Origin of the sequence: Arthrobacter sp. 4R501 (genome assembly GCF_002929755.1) — a bacterium.
GTDB lineage: Bacteria > Actinomycetota > Actinomycetes > Actinomycetales > Micrococcaceae > Arthrobacter.
Genome location: NZ_PJIW01000002.1, coordinates 1 through 18,029, shown reverse-complemented (window position 1 = coordinate 18,029; position 18,029 = coordinate 1). Strand labels below are relative to the sequence as shown.

Below are 18,029 nucleotides of genomic sequence, written 5' to 3'. Positions count from 1 at the left end.
ATTGGGGGCGAAGATGCGAAACCTGATTCCGAAAGGCATCCTCCGGAAGATGCTCCTGCCGCCCACGTACGGCCTGCACCTGACGCCCGGCGCAGAGTTCACGGTGCTCTCCGTCGAAGTCTGGAGCACGTGCCTGGTGGTCAACATCCACGTGGAGTCCGCTGCCGGGAGAGCCATCCCGGAGATTGCCATCGAAGACCATTGGGGCACGCAATACATGTTCCGGGACTCGGCCAGCCTCGGCTCCCGCAATCTGCAGGTATTCACTCCGTCCCTGCCGCCCGGCACCAGAAGCCTGACCATCAGGTCCACGGACGACGCCAACGCCCGCCTGGTGGTGAGCTTCGCCGTCCCGCTGATGAGGGAAGCTGGCGAAGCAGCCAATGCGCCGGTTTCCCGCCCGGTCCGACTGCGCCGTCCGGCCTAGAAACAGGTCGGACTAGAACGCACTCACAGCCGGAGTGAGAGAGCGTTCGGGAAATTTCTGCAGGATGTGAGAGAGCGTTGATGGCGGGCAGGCGTATCCTGATCACGCAAAGGCGTACCCGCCCAGCGTGAGAGGGGAAGTTCCATGACCATCCCGCCAGTGCACGAACCAGAGCCGTTCCCGCCGGAACCAGGCCCGGACCCCTTCAGTCCGGAGCCCGGCCACCCGGGACCGGACAGGCCCAGCCCCATCCCGACGCCGGAACCTCCCGGACCGCTGCCCGTCCCGGATCCGGGGCCTGCACCGCTACGCCCGGACCCCACTCGGAGTTAAGTCACCGATGAAACGGCCCACGGCACAGCCGGGGGCCGTTTCACTTGGTGCCCGCCAGCTGGTGCCAAGCAATCACCCCCGGCGTACTACCCGCCCGCGTACTCGGGCAGCCGGCCTTCGCGCATGGCAGCCGCCACCTGGGCGATCCCGCCATAGTCCGGGAACACCACCGACGCCCCTCCTGGTGCCGTGCCCACCCCGGCTGTCGGAAGCGTGAGCGAAACAATGGCGTTGGAGTCGATGTCGCGCATGCCGTAGGCCAGGATCGCGACGCCCACGGGGTCAAAGCCCTGGTCCACCGTGAGGTAGCCGGATGCGAAATTCACCAGGGCCCGCACCGCAGTCACGTCGCGCAAGGCGCCGTCGCTGGTGAGCCGGGCGAGGATGGCGCGGAGGAACGTCTGCTGGTTCCGGACCCGCTGGAAGTCGCCGTCTACGAAGGCGTAGCGCTCGCGGACGAATTCCAGTGCCGCCTGGCCGTCGAGGTGGTTCACCCCCGGTGTGAAGACGTGCTGCGTTTCGTGAGTGGACTGGAACGGCACGGTGACGTTCACGTCGATTCCGCCCAGCCCGTCGGTGAGCGTCTTGAAACCGTGGAAGTCCAGCATCACCGTATGGTCGATGTGGGTCCCCATCAGGGACTCCACCGTGCGGGTCGCGAGCGGTATGCCGCCCACCTGCAGGCTGGTGTTGATCTTGGCATAACCGTAGTCTGGGATGTTTATGTAGAGGTCCCGCATGAGGGAGACCACGTGCACGCTGCGGCGGTCGGCCGGGATGTGGACCAGCATGAGCGTGTCGGCGCGGTGGTCCTGCGATTCGCCCGTGGCTGCAGTGTGGGCTGCCTGCTCCCGGGCGTTCGCGCGGCTGTCGCTGCCGATCACCAGGATGTTCATGGGCGCCGCGGGGAGTTCCGCGATGGGTTCGGGCGGCGGGGGAGGGGCCGGTGCCGGGGGCGGGGGCGGTGTCGTCTCCGACGGAGTGGAGGTGGCGGTGTCAGTGATGGTGGGCGCCGGGGCCGCAACTTCCGCGGCAGGCTTGGTGAACAGCAGGACGGACACGGCGACGACCGCAACCAGTACCAGCGACAGCACCGCCGCGATCAAGCGGCGCCGTTTCAGTGCGGCAGGCGCAGCAGGCTCGGGGCCGGAATTGCCGGGGCCGATCGGATCAGGACCGCTTGGGGTGCTCGCCATGACTTAGTGTCCGCCCTCCGACCCGGTTCCGGCTACAACGCGGAGCGTGTCGTTTCCATGCTGTAACGTACGACGGCGGCTGGCCGGGTTCAGTGGAATGCCCCGCAGTGCGGGGCGGACTAGGCTCTTGGTCTGCCCCTCGCTGATGCCGGCTTGCCCGGGAGCGTTTAGGCGGGAACGTTCAGGCGCGCGTGCCGCAGAATGGAAACGATGGCCGGGGCCAGTTCGTCCTCCATCTGGTGGTAGATCTCGGGGCTGCGCCGGTAGGGGTCGATGATGTCGTTTTCGGAAGAATCCGCGGGCAGTGACAGGTGCCGGACGGACGCGGCGCGCACGGGCAGCCCCCGCCAGAAGGCGGTGTTGGCACTGAGGGGACTGCCGCCGTCGTCCGCTACCGGAACGTTTGCGGCACTGTCCGCACGCTCGTCCAGGACGTCGAGCATGCGGGCAAACTCGCGGATGGTGAAGGTGCGCTTGAGCAGGGAGGCGTCCAGCTGGAGCACTTCGCCGCGGTGACCCGAGGTCATTGTGAGGACCAGGTCCACGCCGCGCAGGATCTTGCCGGTCAGCTGCCGCGAGACGAAACCGTCCGGGTTCCCGCCGAAGGTGCGCACAATGTCGCCGGACAGCGGCTGCATGGGGTCGCCCACCATGGCCCGGGTTCCGGCGCTGGTGACCTCGAATCCGCCCGGCATCACCTGGTCCAGCCCGGCCTGCAACAGTCGCTCAGCCACGGGGGAACGGCAGATGTTGCCGGTGCAGACCGTCAGGATCCTCACGGGTGCGGGGGCAGATGCGGGGGATTCCACGGAACTTCTCTTTCCAGCCGATGCGCCGGACCCGGTGCGGCCCGTCGTACCTTTCAACTTAACACGTGCCGGTGCCGCCGCCGCTGAGCACCGGATGCCGCCGTCGTGCTTTTTCGGGTGACGACCCATCCGTGAAGGCATGGTGGTACGAATCACACTCGACCACCGGGATTCCCCCGCGGGCGCTGACCAAGGAGTGAATCGTGAAACGGAATACAAAGTTGGTTTTTGGTGGTGCCGGTGTGGCACTGCTGGCGGCTGCGTCGCTGGGTGCCCTACCGGTGATGGCTCAGAGCCCAAAGTCGGAGGAGAAGACAGTCACGCTGAGAGCCAACCTCACAGAGCTTAATGGCTCCGGGGCTTCGGGCACAGCCACCACTGTTGTCCGCAACCAGAAGATCCGGCACATCGAGGTCCACGCCACCGGGTTGACGCCCGATGCCCCGCACGCCCAGCACATCCAATACGGTGAGCAGGCCCTGAACGAATGCCCCACGCTGGCGCTGGACAGCAACGGTGACGGACGGCTGAATACTGTCGAGGGTGTTCCGGCCTACGGCCCTGTTGTGGTCTCGCTCAACACCACCGGCGACACCACGCCGGCCAGTTTCCTGGACGTTTCCCGGTTCCCCGTCTCCCATGACGGCAGCTATGACTACAGCCGGGACAACATCGAATTCACGGATGTGGCCGGGACCGGCTACCCCGGTGCCGGCGGGCTCGGTACCGCCAAGCAGATCGCTGACGCCATCCGCGACGGCGAGGGCGTGCTGGTGATTCACGGGCAGGACTACGACGCCAACGGAACCTACAACTTCAGCGATCCGGAAGGCGCCAGCGAGCTTGACCCGAACCTGCCGGCAGAGGCCACCGACCCTGCCGCCTGCGGCCTCCTGCACTAAGGGAGCACTTCCCCGCCCTTAGGGCCCAGCAAGGCTGAACCCCAGTGCCGTGCTTGGCTTGAACGTGGCAATGAATGGCAACAGATAGGGCCGATCCGCGGAGTGCGGGCCGGCCCTACCTGCTGCCTTCCCATGACCGGGTCAGACGGCGTCCGAGGCGCGGAAGGTGGCTCCGCCGTCCGTGGATACGACCAGCCCGGCAGAGGTGGCGGCCCAGACCCAGGGGTTCGCGCCTGGACCTACCACCGCCGCTATCGCTTGCACCGCCCCTTTGATCCGTCCTGTCCGGGACCAGGTGGCCCCGCCGTCGGCCGAATAATGGACGGAACCGTCCGGTTCCACGCCGACCGCTTCGGTGGGGCTGGCGAAGGTCACGAACTGGATCACCGGTGCGGCCGGGATCAGTGACCAGGTCTTGCCGCCGTCGGTGGAGCGCTGGAGCCCGTCGCGGGTGGTCGCAAGGACGGTGTCGCTGTCTGGGTCCGCGGCCAATGCCGCCGGGCTGAACCCGGCGGCCTGAACAGACCAGGTCTTCCCGTCAGGGCTGGTGCGCAGGGTCCCGTCGAAGGCCACGATGCCGGACTTGGTCGAGGTGAGTGCGTGGAAGTCGGATTCACCCTGGCGGGAAAGCTGCTCCCAGGTCTTGCCGCCGTCGGTGGATTTGATCAGGCCCATTGGGTTAGGCAGTTCTGAGCCTGGCCCGGGATGGCCCGAGGCGTAAAACACGCCCTGGTCAGGGCCCGCAGTGAACCCCATCAGGTCGTTGGTGCTGCCGATTTTGGTGGCGGGATGTGCGGTGACGTCGTAGAGACCATCGTGGGTGGCCAGGAGAACCTGGTCCGTTTCGCGGTTCACAGTGAGGCCGTGGATGTGGCTGCTGGGCAGGCCGGACGCGGAGTTGGTCGGGGCAGCGGTGCTCGCGGCCGGCGACGAAGCGGGCGTGCAGGCGGCAACAGTGAGCAGAAGTGCGGTCGCGGCGGCGGCCGAAGCGGGACGGTAACGGTTGAATGTGCGCGCGGGCATGGGATTCTCCAGGTGGCGGAACGAAAAGTATGGGTGGTCAGGCACCGGCCCGTGGCCGGGCCGGTGCCTGGGGGTTGCTGGCTACAGGGTGGCCAGCAGGTCCTTCATTTCCTGGATTTCAGTTTCCTGGGCGGTCACGATGTCGTTGGCTAACTGGACCGCCTCGGGGTTCTTCCCGTCGGTGCCCTCGGTCTTGGCCATCACGACGGCTCCCTCGTGGTGGGCGATCATCTGGGTCAGGAACAGCCTGGCTGCCTCGGTGCCCTGGGCTGCACCGAGGGCGGTCATGTCCTCGTCGCCCATCATGCCGGACATGCTGTGTCCGCCAGCCATCGCAGATGGCACTTCCGTGGGCTGGTTCCAGCTCTTAAGCCAGCTCGTCATTTTCTCGATTTCGGGCCCCTGGGCAGCTTTAATTCTGGTGGCCAGGTCGGACACCGTCGCCGGGATGCCTTCCTTCTTCAGCATCAGGTCCGACATTTCCACGGCCTGGGCGTGGTGCGGGATCATCATCTGGGCGAACACGGCGTCGGCTGCGTTGAAGTCGGCAGCTGCCGGGACAGAGCTGGAGGACATTCCGGAGCTGCCGTGGTTCATGCCCGGCACGCTACCTCCGTCGGAACCGGGAGAGCCGGTGGAGCAGCCGGCCAGGGCAATCGCTGCGGCGATGGCAAGAGTGGAAATAGTCAGGGTCTTTTTCATCAAAATCAGGGTCCTTCGAAGTATCAGCCGGCGTCAGGCGCCGTTGCGGATGCGTGCGGTGGTGGGGCCGGGTGGCCGGCCCCGGCGTATGCGGGGTGGCTGGGCAGCGTCAGTGGCTGCGCAGGGTGCGCCGGACAGGACACGGCGCAGGGCAGTATTACGTCCGGCTGATGCAGAGGTCGCCGGGGGACGGACTGCCCGGTAGGTAGGAATAGCTGGTGGCCACCAGGACGGCGCCGGTGACGTTGAAGGCCGGGAACGGCGTGGTGCCGGGCAGCGGCGCCGACAGGGAAGTGTTCGCCGGGGACAGGACGCAGGCAGCGTCCCCGGCGGCCATCGCCGGGCAGCCGCCGGGAGACGTGCAGGGAGACGCCGTCCCGGACACCGGTGCCGCCGGATCCAGCGGTGCCACCAGAGCGTCGGCAGTGGAGGACTGGGCTGCCGGGTGGCCCCCGTGTACAGCATGGGAGCCTTGGATCTGCGTCAGGGTCATGTCCGTGCCGGCAGAGGCCGCCGTGGGCATGGTGTGGGCGCCGGACATAATGTGCATCCCGAAAATCCCGGCGATGACAGCGAGCAGCCCGGTCAGCAGCCCTGCACGCCGGAGGAGCGCCATGAAGGGGCCGGGTGCTGTTGCTGCCATGGCGTTCCTCCTGCTCGTGTGGGCGGGCCTTATTGTTTTAACCGTACCGGGTTGACCTTTGCCGGGTGGTTCGCTGGTTCAACGTACCTGCGCGGGATTTAGTTTCACGCGGCGCAGCAGCTGGGCGTTCAACGCCACCACGATGGTGGACACTGACATCAGCACAGCGCCGGCCGCGGGGGACAGCACCACCCCGGCGAAGGCCAGGACGCCCGCGGCCAACGGGACGGACAGGACGTTGTAACCGGTCGCCCAGATCAGGTTCTGCCACATCTTCCGGTAGCTGGCGCGGGACAGGTCCACCATGGACAGCACCGCGCGGGGGTCATTGCCGGCCAGCACCACGCCGGCCGATTCCATCGCCACGTCCGTGCCGATCGCGATGCCGACCTCGGCCCTGGCCAGGGCCGGGGAGTCGTTGACGCCGTCGCCCACCATCGCCACTTTCAGCCCGCGGCCCTGGAGCTCGGCGACCTTTTTGTCCTTGTCCGGCGGGAGGACTTCGGCGAAGACTTCGTCAATGTGCAGCTCTTCGGCGACGGCCAGGGCCACCCGCCGGGCGTCACCGGTGATCATGGCAACCTTGATGCCCCGGTTCTGCAGAGCCGCCACTGCCTGCCGGGATTCCGGGCGGACGGCGTCTTCGAGGCTGACGGCGCCCAGGACACTGTTCCCGTCGATTACGTGCAGCACGGCGGCGCCACGGTCCATCCAGGCGCGGGTGGAGCGGGCCAGCGGTTCAGGCTCGACGGCGCCGAGCTCGCGCAGGAGGGCGGGCCCGCCAACATGAACTGTCCGTCCGTCCACGGTGGCGCGGACGCCGCGGCCGGTGAGGGACGAGAAGCCGGTGGCATCCGGGATGGTCAGGTTCCGCTGGCGTGCGGCACGGACGATGGCCCGTGCGACGGGGTGTTCGCTATCGGATTCCACCGCAGCGGCCATGGCCAGCAGGCGGTCAGTATCCCCGCCCGCAACGGCTGCGATGTCCTTCAGATCCGGTTCGCCCGTGGTCAGGGTCCCGGTCTTGTCGAAGAGGACAACGTCGATGGTCCGCATGCGTTCCAGGGCCATCCGGTTCTTGATCAGCACTCCGGCGCGCGCTGCCTGTTCGGTGGAGATGGCGATGACCAACGGGATGGCCAGGCCCAGTGCATGTGGGCACGCGATCACAAGCACAGTGACGGTGCGGGTGACCGCCTCCGGGACGCTGCCCAGCAGGGTCCAGACGATGAAGGTGATGATGCCCGCGCCGGCCGCGAAGTAGAACAGGAACGCGGCGGCACGGTCGGCCAGCGCCTGGGCCCTGGACGAGGATGCCTGCGCCTCGGCCACCAGGCGCTGGATGCCGGCCAGCGCGGTGTTCTCCCCGACGGCGGTCACCCGGACCCGGACAGTGTTGTCCGTGGCGACGGTCCCGGCCACCACTTTGTCTCCTGGAGCGCGGGGCACGGTTTTGGATTCGCCGGTGATCATGGACTCGTCGAACTCAGCCTGCCCATCCACGACGGTGCCGTCGGCGGGCATACGGGCGCCGGATCGGACCAGGACGATGTCGCCTTCACGAAGTTCGGAGACGGGTATGGTCTCCGTGCCAGCGCTGGTGATGCGGTCTGCTTCATCCGGGAGCAGGGCCGCGAGGGCGTCCAGCGCGCCCTGCGCGGAACCGAGGGCCCGCATCTCAAGCCAGTGGCCCAGCAGCATGATCGCGACCAGCAGCGCCAGTTCCCACCAGAAGTCCAGGTCGAACCCGCCGATGCCCAGGCTAGTGACCCAGGACGCGGCAAACGCGACGGTGATGGCCATGGCGATCAGCAGCATCATCCCCGGCTGACGGTTCTTCAACTCCTGGACGCCGCCTTTGAGGAACGGCTGTCCTCCGTAGAGGAAAATCACTGTTCCCAGCACAGCCGGGGTCCAGGTTGAGCCGGGGAATTTCAGGGGCTCATAGCCCAGGAGGTGGCCGACCATCGGGCTGAAGTAGACCACCGGCACGGACAGGACCAGGGTGAGCCAGAACCTGTTCTTGAACATGGCAGTACTGTGCCCTGCGTGCTGCCCATGGCTGTGGACCGCGTGGTCATCGGCGGCACCATGCTGCTCGTGGACGTGGCCGGCGTGATCTACGGGCGGGCTTGCCACCGCCGTTGCCTGGCCCGGTACGGGCCGTGGGGCCTGGTGGCCGGCGTGGTCCACGCCGCCGTCGTGATTGTGGTGGTTTTCCATTGGTGCCCTCCTGTTGGGGGGTGTTCCCTGACGGCGTCAGCAGGACTGTCCTCAGGGCGGGAGGCGGACTACCTGCTGCTGAGGCTGTACCCGGCGGCGGCGACGGCGTCGCGGACGGATGCCTCCGTGTGCGGCCCCGAGACGCTTAGGCGTGAGGTCCCGCCGGCGACGAGTTCCACGGCGGCTGATGTCACGCCGTCGAGCGCGGTGACGGCCTTTTCAACAGTCTGGACACAGTGACCGCACGTCAGGCCGGTGACGGAGTAGTCCGTGCCTTCTGCCTGGGGTGACAGCTGCTTCGCTGAAGGGGTGGAGCAGCAACTGCACCCTGCAGTTTCAGCTGCAACGATGGGCAGTTCGGTCCGGACCTGGGGTGCACTCATATCAGTTCTGTCCTTTTGCAAGAGAGGTGTGATGAGGTGCTGGGGTTGAACGGCTGTAAGGGCCGGAATTGCACGGGCCCGGACAAACCACTTCACTGGCAACACCCAAAGAATACCCCCATGGGGTATATCTTGCAACGTGCCGACGCCCACAGCTCCGGGGGGAGCGGGCGGCTGCGCGCTCGCCATACCGCCAGGAAAGTCAGCCGTGGCTGGGTTCCCCGGTGACGGTGTGGTCGGCGTGGTTCAGGCCTTCCAGGACAAGTCGGGCCAGATGGCCGTCCGCGATGCTGTAGACCACCCTGCGACTGATCTTCTGCGTGCTGACGAGGCCGCTGAAGCGGAGCTTGGCCAGATGCTGGCTGACTGAGGTCCGGGAGGCTCCGGTGCGTTCCACCAGAGTGGTGACGTCGGCCGGTTCCTGGGTCAGGAGCCAGAGAACGTGCAGGCGGGTGGGATCGGAGAGCATCCGGAACGTGGCCGTGGCGGCATCCAGTCGGCGGGCATCAGGGAGCCGGGAATGGTGAAGGCTCGGTGTGGTGACGATTTGGGCCTCTTCCACCAAATCACCCTTTCATGATGGCCTGTTCTGGGCCGGTCTTGGAGGCAACCGGCCAGAAGTTCACGGCCGCTGCTGTACTGATCATAGCCACCACTGCCAGGACGGCGGCGGCTGCCGGCTGGCCGGCGGACGCGCCGATCCAGCCGGCTACCGGGTAGGTGATGATGAAGCACGCGTGGGAGAGGGAGAACTGGGCGGTGAAGATGTAGGCCCGCGTGCTTTCCGTTGCGGAGCGGCGCAGTAGCCGGGCCGAAGGGGTGCTGATCAGCGAGGTCCCGGCGCCGAGTGCCGCCCAGAGCCCCAGCAGCATCAGCCACGGACCCGCTGTCGCCAGCAGGACAAACGTGCCGGCGAGGCCAAGGCCAAGAAGCGCAGCTCCGGACATCATCAACGAACGGTCGGCCAACCGGTCCAGCGCCCAGGGTGCGCTGAGCGCGACGGCCATCGAACCGGCGCCGTAACAGGCCAGGGCAATGGCGACGTCGGCGTTGGATCCTGCGAACAGGTCCCGGGTATAGACCACCGTGTTGACCAGCACGAGGGATGTAGCGGCCGCCACGGCCAGGTTCAAAGCCAGGAGGCCGCGCAGTTCCGGCGTTCCCGCGAAGATCCGCGCGCCGAGGGTGGTGCGGTGCCAGAGTGATCCTTCCTGACGGGCCGCTGGTGCTGCAGGCAGTCTGGTGGTCACCACCAATGCCGCAGAGAACACAAAGCCCGCCACGGTGCCGAGAAAAAGTTCGTGGAATGTAAGCACGGACAGGAGTACTGCGGCCAGGACCGGGCTGACCAGGGATTCCAGGTCATACGCGAGACGGGAGAGTGACAAGGCCCGCGTGTACTGCCGTTCGTCGGGCAGCACCACGGGGATCAGGGACTGGAAGGCCGGCGTGAACGTAGCCGAGGCGCTCTGAAGGACAAATACCAGCACGTAGATTTGCCAGGCCTGATCCACCGCGGGCAGTAGTAGGGCGATTCCGCCACGGATCAGGTCCGCTGCAACCAGGACCGGCTTTTTTGGCAGCTTTTCCACCAGTGCCGCCATGACTGGCGCGACGAAGACGTAGGCCAGCATCTTTATGGTCAGCGCCGTCCCGAGCACGGCCCCGGCCTGCCCTCCTGCAAGGTCGAACGCCAGCAGTCCGAGGGCCACGGTCAGCAAACCGGTCCCCAGCAACGCAACAATCTGGGCTGAGAAGAGCTTCCGGTAGGCGCGGACGGACAGAACTTCGATCATGAGGATCCCCCAATCGAAACAATGTGTGCGTACTTATGCACCTATTGTAGACGGCTAAACCGCAGTGTCATGCAGGGCCAGCCTCGAACGGGGGCACAGGAAACTCTTGGTCACCAGCTCTATTTCCCGAATCTAGACTAAGACTTGCTTACGGTGCCATTGTTTTTAGATAAAGATGTCTTTCTGTTCACTAGTGTTACGCGGGTCACAGAGAAGGAAGGACGCCGTAGCAATGACTGCAACAAAAGCACAACACGTATCCCGCTCCTCAACAGGTGCCCTGCTTGCCTCAAATTCGTCCTGGACCGAGCTGAAACGGGCCGCCGGAGAACTGCAGCAGATCCAGGTGAAGGACGGCTCCATACCTGATCCGGGGGACCATGACCGAGCCCTGTACAAGGTCGCCACCATCACGGCTTCACTCAGGGATTTGGCCCCTTCGTTCCCGCACGATGCGGAGTATCTGGCCCGGCTAGAAGTTGACTTCGAGCGGTGGGCTGCCTCCTCGTTCGGGGTCCCGGACTTCCTGGATTCCCTGCTCGCATTCCAGCCACAGCAGCACCGAATCGACGGACTGCCGCATCTGGTGGTCTTCCCTATGTATACGCAGAACGGCAGCCCGAACCGCTTCGTGGAGGCCGTGCTGTTCGAAGTAGTGTGGCCGGAGTTCATCGCTGATCTCGAAGGTGCGGAGTATTCGAACCCGCTGTTCGTACCCATCCGCTTCATCGACTTCACACCCGGCTATGACACGAACTCGGCGGTGTTGTTTCCTGAGAGCGTAGCCGTCCGTGAAACGCCGCAGTTCACCTGGGGCGGTATTTTCGCGGATCGCGAGGCTGAGCGGTTCCGGAGGGTGGTGGCCGCAGCCAGCGACATCACGTCCCTCACTCTCCCCGACGGAGCGCGGCGGCTGCTTGAAGACCCTCAGCTGGCCATGGAAACCTTCGTGATGTGGGATCTGATCCATGACAGGACGCACATGCGCGGGGATCTGCCGTTTGATCCGTTCATGATCAAGCAGAGGATGCCGTACTTTCTCTACACCCTGGAAGAGCTGCGGTGTGATCTGACGGCATTCCGTGAATCCGTTCGGATCGAGAGGGATGAGAACGCTCCGCCGGAGACGCGAAACCACGCCAAACTCGTCCAGTATGCCGTCATCTTCGACCGGATTTTCCGGTTCGCGATGACAGGAAACCGGGTCCGCAATTACGACGGCCTTGGCGGTCAGCTCCTTTTCGCCTGGATGCACCAGCACAAGGTGCTTCATTGGACGGACTCGAAACTGTCCATCGACTGGTCGGAAGCGCCCGAGGTCGTTATCGAACTCGGGAGGCGGATCGAGGAGCTGTACTGGCGTTCAATTGACCGCCCGAAAACCGCTCACTGGCTTGCGGCCTATGAATTCATCAGCGCCACAGTCACCCCGAACCCCGCATCCCTCTGGGCCAAGGGGCCCGAGTCGCTGGCCCTTGACGGCCCTCCTCGGGGCCTGACCGACCAGGTGCTTGATGACGAGTTCCCACTTTCAATGTTCTACGAAGCACTGGAGAAAAAGATGAGAAGCGTCATCGAATCCACGGCCGGAATCACCGGCGAGCCCAACGGCGGCAGCAGCTGCAAGGACGCGGCATGATGGCTCCCGACGGACCCAGGACCGTGATGGTGGCCGGCTCCACCAGCGAGGCCGGGACCGCCGTCGTATCGGCCCTCAGCGGCGCCGGATTCCGCGTCGCCGCCGTGGACCTGGACACTGAACGCGTGCAGAACCTCGCACAGTCCTGGCCCAACGTCACCGGCTACACCTGCAACCTCGCAGAACCCGCGGCCGTCCGGGAACTGGCATCCACGGTCCGCCGCGACCTTGGACCCCTCGATGGCCTGATCCACCTGGTGGGCGGCTGGCGCGGCGGCGACGGCATACCGGGGCAGGAGGACTCCGACTGGGACTTCCTGCACACCAGCGTCCTGACGACACTGCGAAACACCAGCCGCGCCTTCTACGACGACCTTGAAAAGTCCCCGGCGGGACGACTGGCCATCGTGTCTGCCCAGACAGCCGCCAATCCCTCAGCAGGCGGGGCCGCCTACGCGGCGATCAAGGCCGCTTCCGAGGCCTGGACGCTGGCGGTGGCCGACGGCTTCCGCAGCTCACAATCCGGCAGCACGAACCACCGGCAACCGCAGCGGTCAGCTGCCGTCGTGTTCGTCGTCAAGGCCCTCGTCGACGACAAGATGAAGGCTTCCCAGCCCGACCGGAAATTCCCGGGATTCACCCATGTGAAGGATCTCGGAGCCGCTTCGGCCGCCCTGTTCAGCAGGTCCGCCGCCGAACTCAACGGTTCCCGCCTACCCCTGGCCTGATCTTTCACCCATCCCGACAGGGAATCAGGTAGGGAGATCGACCAAACGCCAGTACAGGCCTGCCTGCACGCCGACCTGCGTGCAGGCAGTCAGTCAGTCAGTCAGTCAGTCAGAAAACAATCCCATTCATGGGCCACACCAACCAAGAGGTAAACAATGTCGTTTTCTCCGTCCAAGAGGACGAAGGCACTGGCGAGTCTCGCCATCGGCCTTCTTGCTCTGACCGGTTGCACCAATGCATCACAGACCTCGGGGGGAGCTGCCCCGGGTTCCACTGGCTTTGATCCCGCCTCTGTGGCCAGGGACGATGCCCTCGCCGCGAGGGTACCTGAGGCCATCAGGAGCAAGGGCACCCTCACAGTGGGTGCCGACACGACGTACGCACCTGCCGAATCCCTGGGGGGCGCCGATGGCCAGACCCCGGTGGGCTACAACGTGGATTTCGCCAAGGCCATCGGTGCGACCCTCGGCCTGAAGGTCAAGGTCCAGACGTCGGAATTCACGGGAATCCTGCCCGCTCTCGGTGCCAAGTACGATCTGGGAATCTCCTCCTTCACAATCAACGCGGAGCGTCTGAAGGCCGTCAACATGGTCAGCTACTTCAATGCCGGCACGTTGTGGGCCGTCCAGAAGGGCAACCCGAAGAATTTCAGCGTCGATGACATCTGCGGCAAAACCGTAGGGGTGCAGACCGGCACCACCCAGGAGGACCCCGACGTCTCCGGCCGGTCCAAGGCATGCACGGATGCCGGAAAACCGGGCGTCAATGTCGTCACTTTGAAAACGCAGACAGATGTGACCACCCGTCTGGTGAACGGCAGCATCGACGCCATGGCCGCTGATTCCCCCATCATCGGCTATGCCCTCTCGCAGACCGGCGGCAAGCTGGAGGCCCTGGGCGATGTTTACGCTGCGGCACCGCAAGGTATCGCGGTCGCCAAGAGCGACACCGCCCTGTCCGAGCTCATGAAAAACGTCATGAACAAACTCATCAGCGACGGGACCTACGGGAAGATCCTGGACACCTGGAGCAACACCAAGGGCGCCGTCACGAAGTCTGAAGTGAACCCGGCGGTAGGCAATTGAGCACCCTCGCACCCACCGATACCAGCGACCGCAGGACCGGTGCCGCGCACCGGAAACCGGAACTGATCGACGCCGTTCCGGTCCGTCATCCCGGCCGCTGGGCCGGCGCCGTCCTCATCCTGCTGTTCGCCGCTTTGCTGGGCCAGAGCCTGGTCACCAATACCAATTTCCGCTGGGACATCGTCGGCACCTATTTCATGGACGTGCTCGTCATCCAGGGCATCGGCTGGACGTTGCTGCTGACAGTCCTCTCGATGGCGATCGCCATCATGCTGGCCATTCTCCTGGCCTTCATGCGCCAGTCGGACAATCCCCTGTTCCGCGGCGTGAGCTGGACCTGGGTCTGGTTCTTCCGCGGCACACCGGTCTACACCCAGCTCGTGTTCTGGGGCCTCATTTCCGTTCTTTATCCCAAGATCGCCCTGGGGATTCCGTTCGGACCGGAACTGTTCAGCTTCAGCACCCAGGACGTGATCACCGCCTTTATGGCAGCAATCCTGGGACTGGGGCTGAACGAGTCAGCGTATCTGGCCGAAATTTTCCGTGCCGGCCTGAAGTCCGTCGACTCCGGCCAGATGGAAGCCGCCGAGGCCCTGGGGATGCGCAAGTCCAAAATCATGTGGCGGATCATTCTGCCCCAGGCCATGCGCGTCATCGTGCCACCCACCGGCAATGAGACCATCGGGATGCTCAAGACCACGTCGCTGGTGCTCGCGGTGCCGTTCACCCTGGACCTGACATTCGCAACCAACGGCATCGCCAACCGCAGCTACCTGCCCATTCCGCTGCTGATTGTGGCCGCCCTCTGGTACCTGGTGATCACCAGCATCCTGATGGTGGGCCAGTACTACGTTGAGCGCCACTTCGGAAAGGGCGTGGACAACATCGTCCCTGCCCCGGTCAAGCCGACCCCTGCGGCCGCCGCAGCCAAAGCACCCAAACAAGAGGATGAGCTACCGTGACCATCACCAACGACGTCATGACGAAGGAGACCCTCGTCCGGATTGACGGGGTCCATAAGTACTTCGGAGAGCACCACGTGCTCCGCGGGATCGACATGACGGTCCGGCAGGGTGAGGTTTCGGTGCTGATCGGGCCGTCCGGGTCCGGGAAGTCCACGTTGCTGCGCTGCATCAACATGCTGGAAACCATCAGCGCCGGCCGGATCCACGTCCGCGAAGAACTGATCGGCTACCGCGAGACCCGCGGCCGCCTGCATGACCTGACCGTCAAAGAGATCGCCGCCCAGCGCAGGGAGATCGGTATGGTCTTCCAGCGCTTCAACCTCTTCCCGCACCGGACGGCGCTGCAGAACATCATCGAGGCGCCCACCCAGGTCAAGCGGCAATCCAAGGTGAAGGCCAGATCACGCGCGATGGAACTTCTGGACCGTGTCGGTCTCGGCAACCATGCCAACCACTATCCCGCGCAGCTCTCGGGCGGCCAGCAGCAGCGCGTGGCCATCGCCCGTGCCCTGGCCATGGAACCGGAACTAATGCTCTTCGACGAGCCGACCTCGGCCCTGGACCCGGAACTCGTGGGCGAAGTGCTCAGCGTGATGAAGGACCTGGCCAAGTCCGGCATGACCATGATCGTGGTGACCCACGAGATCGGCTTCGCGCGCGAGGTCGGAGACACCCTGACGTTCATGGACGGCGGCGTCGTCGTCGAAAGCGGCAACCCGCGTGACATCATCGCCAACCCGCAGCAGGCCCGCACCCAGGAGTTCCTCTCCAAAGTTCTCTGACGGCTCAACCCAGACGGTCCGGGCGTGATGTGCGAAGCGGATCATGCCCGGACCGGCATTGGTGTCTACGGCCGGGTCACTCGAGCCATGCCTCGGCGACGCGTCGCGCGAATCGGAGTAGCCGCAGGTCAAAGACTCCGGCGCGGTTGCGCTCTGGCTATGATCGAGGTACTGGGTTCTGAGCTGAGGGGGAACACTGGCTGATGAGTGCCGTTACTGTCGCGCGCAACGTCCGCGTCGCTATCTGGACTATCATGGCGGTCCTAGTGGCTGGGGGCGTGATCTGGTTTGCCGTGTTTACCGCAAACAAACCTGCCACGCCCGCGCCGCCGGCGCCCGCGGATTCCCAGGTGGCGAGGGACGACAGTCACCGGCTCACCAGCCCACCGGCCGAAAAAGCCCAGCTGGTCGAGTTTCTGGACTTCGAATGCGAGGCCTGCCGCGCCGCTGAGCCCCTGGTGGCGGAGCTGAAGGAGGAGTACGGGGACAGGATCACGTTCACCCACCGCTACTTCCCCCTGCCCGGACACCTGAACTCCGGCACCGCAGCGCTCGCTGTCGAAGCCGCCGCGCGCCAGGGGCACTACGAACCGATGGTCACGAAGCTTTTCGCGACCCAGGCCGAATGGGGCGAAAAGCAGGACTCCCAGGCGGCCCTCTTCAGGACCTACGCTGAAGGCCTCGGCCTCGACATGGCCCGGTTCGATCAGGATGTTGTTGCCGAGGACACCAAGGAACGGATCCGCCGGGACATCGCGGACGGGAAAGCCCTGGGTGTTACCGGCACCCCGACGTTCTTCCTCAACGGCGAAAAACTCACCCTTAACACCGAAGCCCAGTTCCGGCAGCTGCTCGACGACGCCGTCCGGTAGCAGGGCGGCGCCGAATTTACGCCCGCAACTGCCGATCAATCCGTTCCATGCGGGCCCGCATCGGATTGGCTGTCCGGGAGATCACGGCCCAGTGAAAGCAGTGAAACTTCAGCCAGCTCATCAAGGCTTACGTCAGGCTCTTGATCAGTTTCATCATCGGATGCGAAATGATGCGGTGGATCCCCGGCAACTTTGTCATCTTCTGCGTCTGGAAGCGTTCATATTCGTTGCCGTCCGCGACGTCCACCCTGACGATGTAATCGGGGACGCCGTAGACCCTGCGGACTTCGGTGACTTCTGTAAGTGCTGCCACGGCTTTTTCGAATTCCTGCACTGTCTCACTGTTTGTCATGGTGATCTCCACGGACATGATGACGCAGAACCCCCGCCCCGCGGCGCCCGGGTTGATGACTGCCCGGTATCCGGCGATGACGCCATCGTCTTCGAGGCGCTGGACCCGGCGCAGGCACGGTGCAGGAGTCAGGCCTACCCGTCGGCCCAGCTCAAGGGTGCTCAGCCGGCCGTCCTGGGAAAGTTGAAATATAACAAAGTGCGCCCAGCGCCACGGCTGCGGCCGCCCCGGAGTCGGTTCGCAGGGCGCGGCCGGGGACATCCGCCTGGCCATCCGCCAATCCTTGCCCGCGGTCCTGGGCGCCGTGCCGATGGGAATTGCTTTAGGTGTGGTGGTGGCACAGTCGCCGCTGGCCTGGTGGTGGGCGCCGGTGTTCGCGACCGTCATTTTCGCTGGCTCCCTGGAATTCCTCATCCTTGGAATGGTGGTCCCCGTCGGGCCGTTGGCGTCCATCGCGGCCACAGCATTCTTGGTGAACTTCCGGCACGTCTTCTATCCGCTCTCCTTCCCGCTGCATAGGGTCCATGGCCGCGGCGCCAAGGTGTACAGCACGTTTACGCTGACCGACGAGGCCTGGGCTCTGACCGCATCCCCGGAAGCGCACGTAGCACTGGCATCCACGCTCGCTGCCTTGCACGCGGCCTGAAATCCGGCTAACCTGTGAGACGTGTCACGGACAAAATGGCACATGCTTTTGATCTGCGGCGGGAGAGTCCTGCCGGTACGTTCAGCAGGCGCCGTAGGAGCAAATCCTCTCCGGGAATCTCTCAGGCCCACGTACCGCCGCGGTTAGGCAACTCTGGAAAGTAGTCCGGCAACGGGCTCACCGACGGTGCAAGCGTCACCCTGCGGCAAGCAGGTGGGCGCGGAAACTCTCAGGTCCAATACAGAGCGGGGAGGAACCCGAATCAATGTGGCGTACCCAGCGCGCCACCTGAATTATGGAGTTCCTTCATGACCATCCAGTCGTCCCCTTCCACCTTTGCCGATCGGCATATTGGTGCCCGCCGCCAGGCCGATATCGACTCCATGCTCAAGGCCGTTGGCTATGACAGCGTTGACGGCCTCGTGGACGTTGCCGTCCCCGACTCCATCCGCCAGGCCAAGCCGCTGGCCCTCAAGGACGCCCTCAGTGAGGTTGAGGTCCTTGCCGAGCTGCGGAAGCTCG

The 18,029-nt window shown here is 65.0% G+C and carries 20 protein-coding genes and 1 riboswitch; of the genes, 10 read left to right on the top strand and 10 right to left on the bottom strand.

Going from position 1 to position 18,029, the window contains the following annotated elements:
* Positions 1 to 13: 13 nt before the first annotated feature.
* Positions 14 to 427 (top strand): hypothetical protein, encoded by a 414-nt coding sequence (locus tag CXR02_RS01610; RefSeq protein WP_104060405.1) that lies wholly within the window; start codon positions 14 to 16, stop codon positions 425 to 427.
* 419 nt (positions 428 to 846) lie between these two features.
* Here the strand turns inward: CXR02_RS01610 and CXR02_RS01600 are convergent, their stop codons facing one another.
* Positions 847 to 1,956 carry an LCP family protein gene (locus tag CXR02_RS01600; RefSeq protein ID WP_104060404.1) on the bottom strand — a complete coding sequence of 370 codons (1,110 nt, stop codon included), beginning with the start codon at positions 1,954 to 1,956 and terminating at the stop codon, positions 847 to 849.
* A gap of 167 nt (positions 1,957 to 2,123) precedes the next feature.
* Entirely contained in the window at positions 2,124 to 2,765 is a 642-nt protein-coding gene (locus CXR02_RS01595; protein WP_258060660.1) for a low molecular weight phosphatase family protein, read from the bottom strand.
* 203 nt (positions 2,766 to 2,968) lie between these two features.
* Between CXR02_RS01595 and CXR02_RS01590 the strand changes: the two genes are divergently transcribed.
* Positions 2,969 to 3,667: a hypothetical protein gene (locus CXR02_RS01590; protein WP_104060402.1), complete on the top strand. Its 699-nt coding sequence runs from the start codon at positions 2,969 to 2,971 to the stop codon at positions 3,665 to 3,667.
* Positions 3,668 to 3,808: 141 nt separating this feature from the next.
* On the opposite strand, the gene CXR02_RS01585 is transcribed toward CXR02_RS01590, so the two are convergent.
* The 7 genes from CXR02_RS01585 to CXR02_RS01555 form a co-directional block, all read right to left on the bottom strand.
* The gene (locus tag CXR02_RS01585; RefSeq protein WP_104060401.1) at positions 3,809 to 4,690 is read right to left on the bottom strand and encodes a F510_1955 family glycosylhydrolase; all 882 of its coding nucleotides are present in this window, start codon (positions 4,688 to 4,690) and stop codon (positions 3,809 to 3,811) included.
* An 81-nt stretch (positions 4,691 to 4,771) separates the two neighbouring features.
* Positions 4,772 to 5,392: a DUF305 domain-containing protein gene (locus CXR02_RS01580; protein ID WP_104060400.1), complete on the bottom strand. Its 621-nt coding sequence runs from the start codon at positions 5,390 to 5,392 to the stop codon at positions 4,772 to 4,774.
* Positions 5,393 to 5,549: 157 nt separating this feature from the next.
* The gene (locus tag CXR02_RS01575) at positions 5,550 to 6,035 is read right to left on the bottom strand and encodes a hypothetical protein (RefSeq protein WP_104060399.1); all 486 of its coding nucleotides are present in this window, start codon (positions 6,033 to 6,035) and stop codon (positions 5,550 to 5,552) included.
* 78 nt (positions 6,036 to 6,113) lie between these two features.
* Positions 6,114 to 8,258, bottom strand: a complete 2,145-nt coding sequence (locus CXR02_RS01570) for a heavy metal translocating P-type ATPase (RefSeq protein WP_104060398.1) — start codon at positions 8,256 to 8,258, stop codon at positions 6,114 to 6,116.
* A gap of 68 nt (positions 8,259 to 8,326) precedes the next feature.
* Positions 8,327 to 8,641 (bottom strand): heavy-metal-associated domain-containing protein, encoded by a 315-nt coding sequence (locus tag CXR02_RS22255; protein ID WP_181037098.1) that lies wholly within the window; start codon positions 8,639 to 8,641, stop codon positions 8,327 to 8,329.
* A 202-nt stretch (positions 8,642 to 8,843) separates the two neighbouring features.
* Positions 8,844 to 9,203: a metalloregulator ArsR/SmtB family transcription factor gene (locus tag CXR02_RS01560; RefSeq protein ID WP_181037097.1), complete on the bottom strand. Its 360-nt coding sequence runs from the start codon at positions 9,201 to 9,203 to the stop codon at positions 8,844 to 8,846.
* Positions 9,204 to 9,207: 4 nt separating this feature from the next.
* The gene (locus CXR02_RS01555; RefSeq protein WP_104060396.1) at positions 9,208 to 10,437 is read right to left on the bottom strand and encodes an MFS transporter; all 1,230 of its coding nucleotides are present in this window, start codon (positions 10,435 to 10,437) and stop codon (positions 9,208 to 9,210) included.
* Positions 10,438 to 10,669: 232 nt separating this feature from the next.
* Here CXR02_RS01555 and CXR02_RS01550 point away from each other — a divergent pair, with 232 nt between their 5' ends.
* The 6 genes from CXR02_RS01550 to CXR02_RS01525 all read left to right on the top strand — a co-directional run bounded on the left by CXR02_RS01550 (position 10,670) and on the right by CXR02_RS01525 (position 16,509).
* Complete coding sequence (locus tag CXR02_RS01550) at positions 10,670 to 12,076, top strand: DUF6421 family protein (protein WP_104060395.1); 1,407 nt, start codon at positions 10,670 to 10,672, stop codon at positions 12,074 to 12,076.
* A complete protein-coding gene (locus CXR02_RS01545; protein ID WP_308470655.1) occupies positions 12,073 to 12,804 on the top strand; it encodes an SDR family NAD(P)-dependent oxidoreductase in 732 nt (243 codons plus the stop codon). Before CXR02_RS01550 ends, CXR02_RS01545 begins: the two co-directional genes overlap by 4 nt.
* Before the next feature lie 156 nt (positions 12,805 to 12,960).
* Positions 12,961 to 13,890 (top strand): ABC transporter substrate-binding protein, encoded by a 930-nt coding sequence (locus CXR02_RS01540; RefSeq protein ID WP_104060394.1) that lies wholly within the window; start codon positions 12,961 to 12,963, stop codon positions 13,888 to 13,890.
* A 62-nt stretch (positions 13,891 to 13,952) separates the two neighbouring features.
* Entirely contained in the window at positions 13,953 to 14,852 is a 900-nt protein-coding gene (locus tag CXR02_RS01535) for an amino acid ABC transporter permease (RefSeq protein ID WP_058932984.1), read from the top strand.
* Positions 14,853 to 14,869: 17 nt separating this feature from the next.
* On the top strand, positions 14,870 to 15,637 hold the full coding sequence (locus CXR02_RS01530; protein ID WP_181037103.1) for an amino acid ABC transporter ATP-binding protein: 768 nt from the start codon (positions 14,870 to 14,872) through the stop codon (positions 15,635 to 15,637).
* Between the two features lie 203 nt (positions 15,638 to 15,840).
* The gene (locus CXR02_RS01525) at positions 15,841 to 16,509 is read left to right on the top strand and encodes a thioredoxin domain-containing protein (protein ID WP_104060392.1); all 669 of its coding nucleotides are present in this window, start codon (positions 15,841 to 15,843) and stop codon (positions 16,507 to 16,509) included.
* A 127-nt stretch (positions 16,510 to 16,636) separates the two neighbouring features.
* Here CXR02_RS01525 and CXR02_RS01520 read toward each other — a convergent pair whose 3' ends face one another.
* Complete coding sequence (locus tag CXR02_RS01520) at positions 16,637 to 17,134, bottom strand: Lrp/AsnC family transcriptional regulator (RefSeq protein ID WP_258060659.1); 498 nt, start codon at positions 17,132 to 17,134, stop codon at positions 16,637 to 16,639.
* Between the two features lie 10 nt (positions 17,135 to 17,144).
* Between CXR02_RS01520 and CXR02_RS01515 the strand changes: the two genes are divergently transcribed.
* The gene (locus tag CXR02_RS01515; RefSeq protein ID WP_258060658.1) at positions 17,145 to 17,507 is read left to right on the top strand and encodes an AzlC family ABC transporter permease; all 363 of its coding nucleotides are present in this window, start codon (positions 17,145 to 17,147) and stop codon (positions 17,505 to 17,507) included.
* Positions 17,508 to 17,556: 49 nt separating this feature from the next.
* Positions 17,557 to 17,654, top strand: a riboswitch (glycine riboswitch).
* Between the two features lie 161 nt (positions 17,655 to 17,815).
* Positions 17,816 to 18,029: hypothetical protein (locus CXR02_RS01510; RefSeq protein ID WP_146072459.1), on the top strand; the 214-nt coding region annotated here is incomplete at its 3' end.

Coding starts and splice junctions, on each gene's coding strand:
- CXR02_RS01570 (WP_104060398.1), bottom strand. CDS start 8,258: ATGGAAAACCACCACAATCACGACGGCGGCGTGGACCACGCCGGCCAC.
- CXR02_RS01530 (WP_181037103.1), top strand. CDS start 14,870: ATGACGAAGGAGACCCTCGTCCGGATTGACGGGGTCCATAAGTACTTC.
- CXR02_RS01580 (WP_104060400.1), bottom strand. CDS start 5,392: ATGAAAAAGACCCTGACTATTTCCACTCTTGCCATCGCCGCAGCGATT.
- CXR02_RS01555 (WP_104060396.1), bottom strand. CDS start 10,437: ATGATCGAAGTTCTGTCCGTCCGCGCCTACCGGAAGCTCTTCTCAGCC.
- CXR02_RS01575 (WP_104060399.1), bottom strand. CDS start 6,035: ATGGCAGCAACAGCACCCGGCCCCTTCATGGCGCTCCTCCGGCGTGCA.
- CXR02_RS22255 (WP_181037098.1), bottom strand. CDS start 8,641: ATGAGTGCACCCCAGGTCCGGACCGAACTGCCCATCGTTGCAGCTGAA.
- CXR02_RS01585 (WP_104060401.1), bottom strand. CDS start 4,690: ATGCCCGCGCGCACATTCAACCGTTACCGTCCCGCTTCGGCCGCCGCC.
- CXR02_RS01525 (WP_104060392.1), top strand. CDS start 15,841: ATGAGTGCCGTTACTGTCGCGCGCAACGTCCGCGTCGCTATCTGGACT.
- CXR02_RS01610 (WP_104060405.1), top strand. CDS start 14: ATGCGAAACCTGATTCCGAAAGGCATCCTCCGGAAGATGCTCCTGCCG.
- CXR02_RS01540 (WP_104060394.1), top strand. CDS start 12,961: ATGTCGTTTTCTCCGTCCAAGAGGACGAAGGCACTGGCGAGTCTCGCC.
- CXR02_RS01545 (WP_308470655.1), top strand. CDS start 12,073: ATGATGGCTCCCGACGGACCCAGGACCGTGATGGTGGCCGGCTCCACC.
- CXR02_RS01600 (WP_104060404.1), bottom strand. CDS start 1,956: ATGGCGAGCACCCCAAGCGGTCCTGATCCGATCGGCCCCGGCAATTCC.
- CXR02_RS01520 (WP_258060659.1), bottom strand. CDS start 17,134: ATGGCCAGGCGGATGTCCCCGGCCGCGCCCTGCGAACCGACTCCGGGG.
- CXR02_RS01550 (WP_104060395.1), top strand. CDS start 10,670: ATGACTGCAACAAAAGCACAACACGTATCCCGCTCCTCAACAGGTGCC.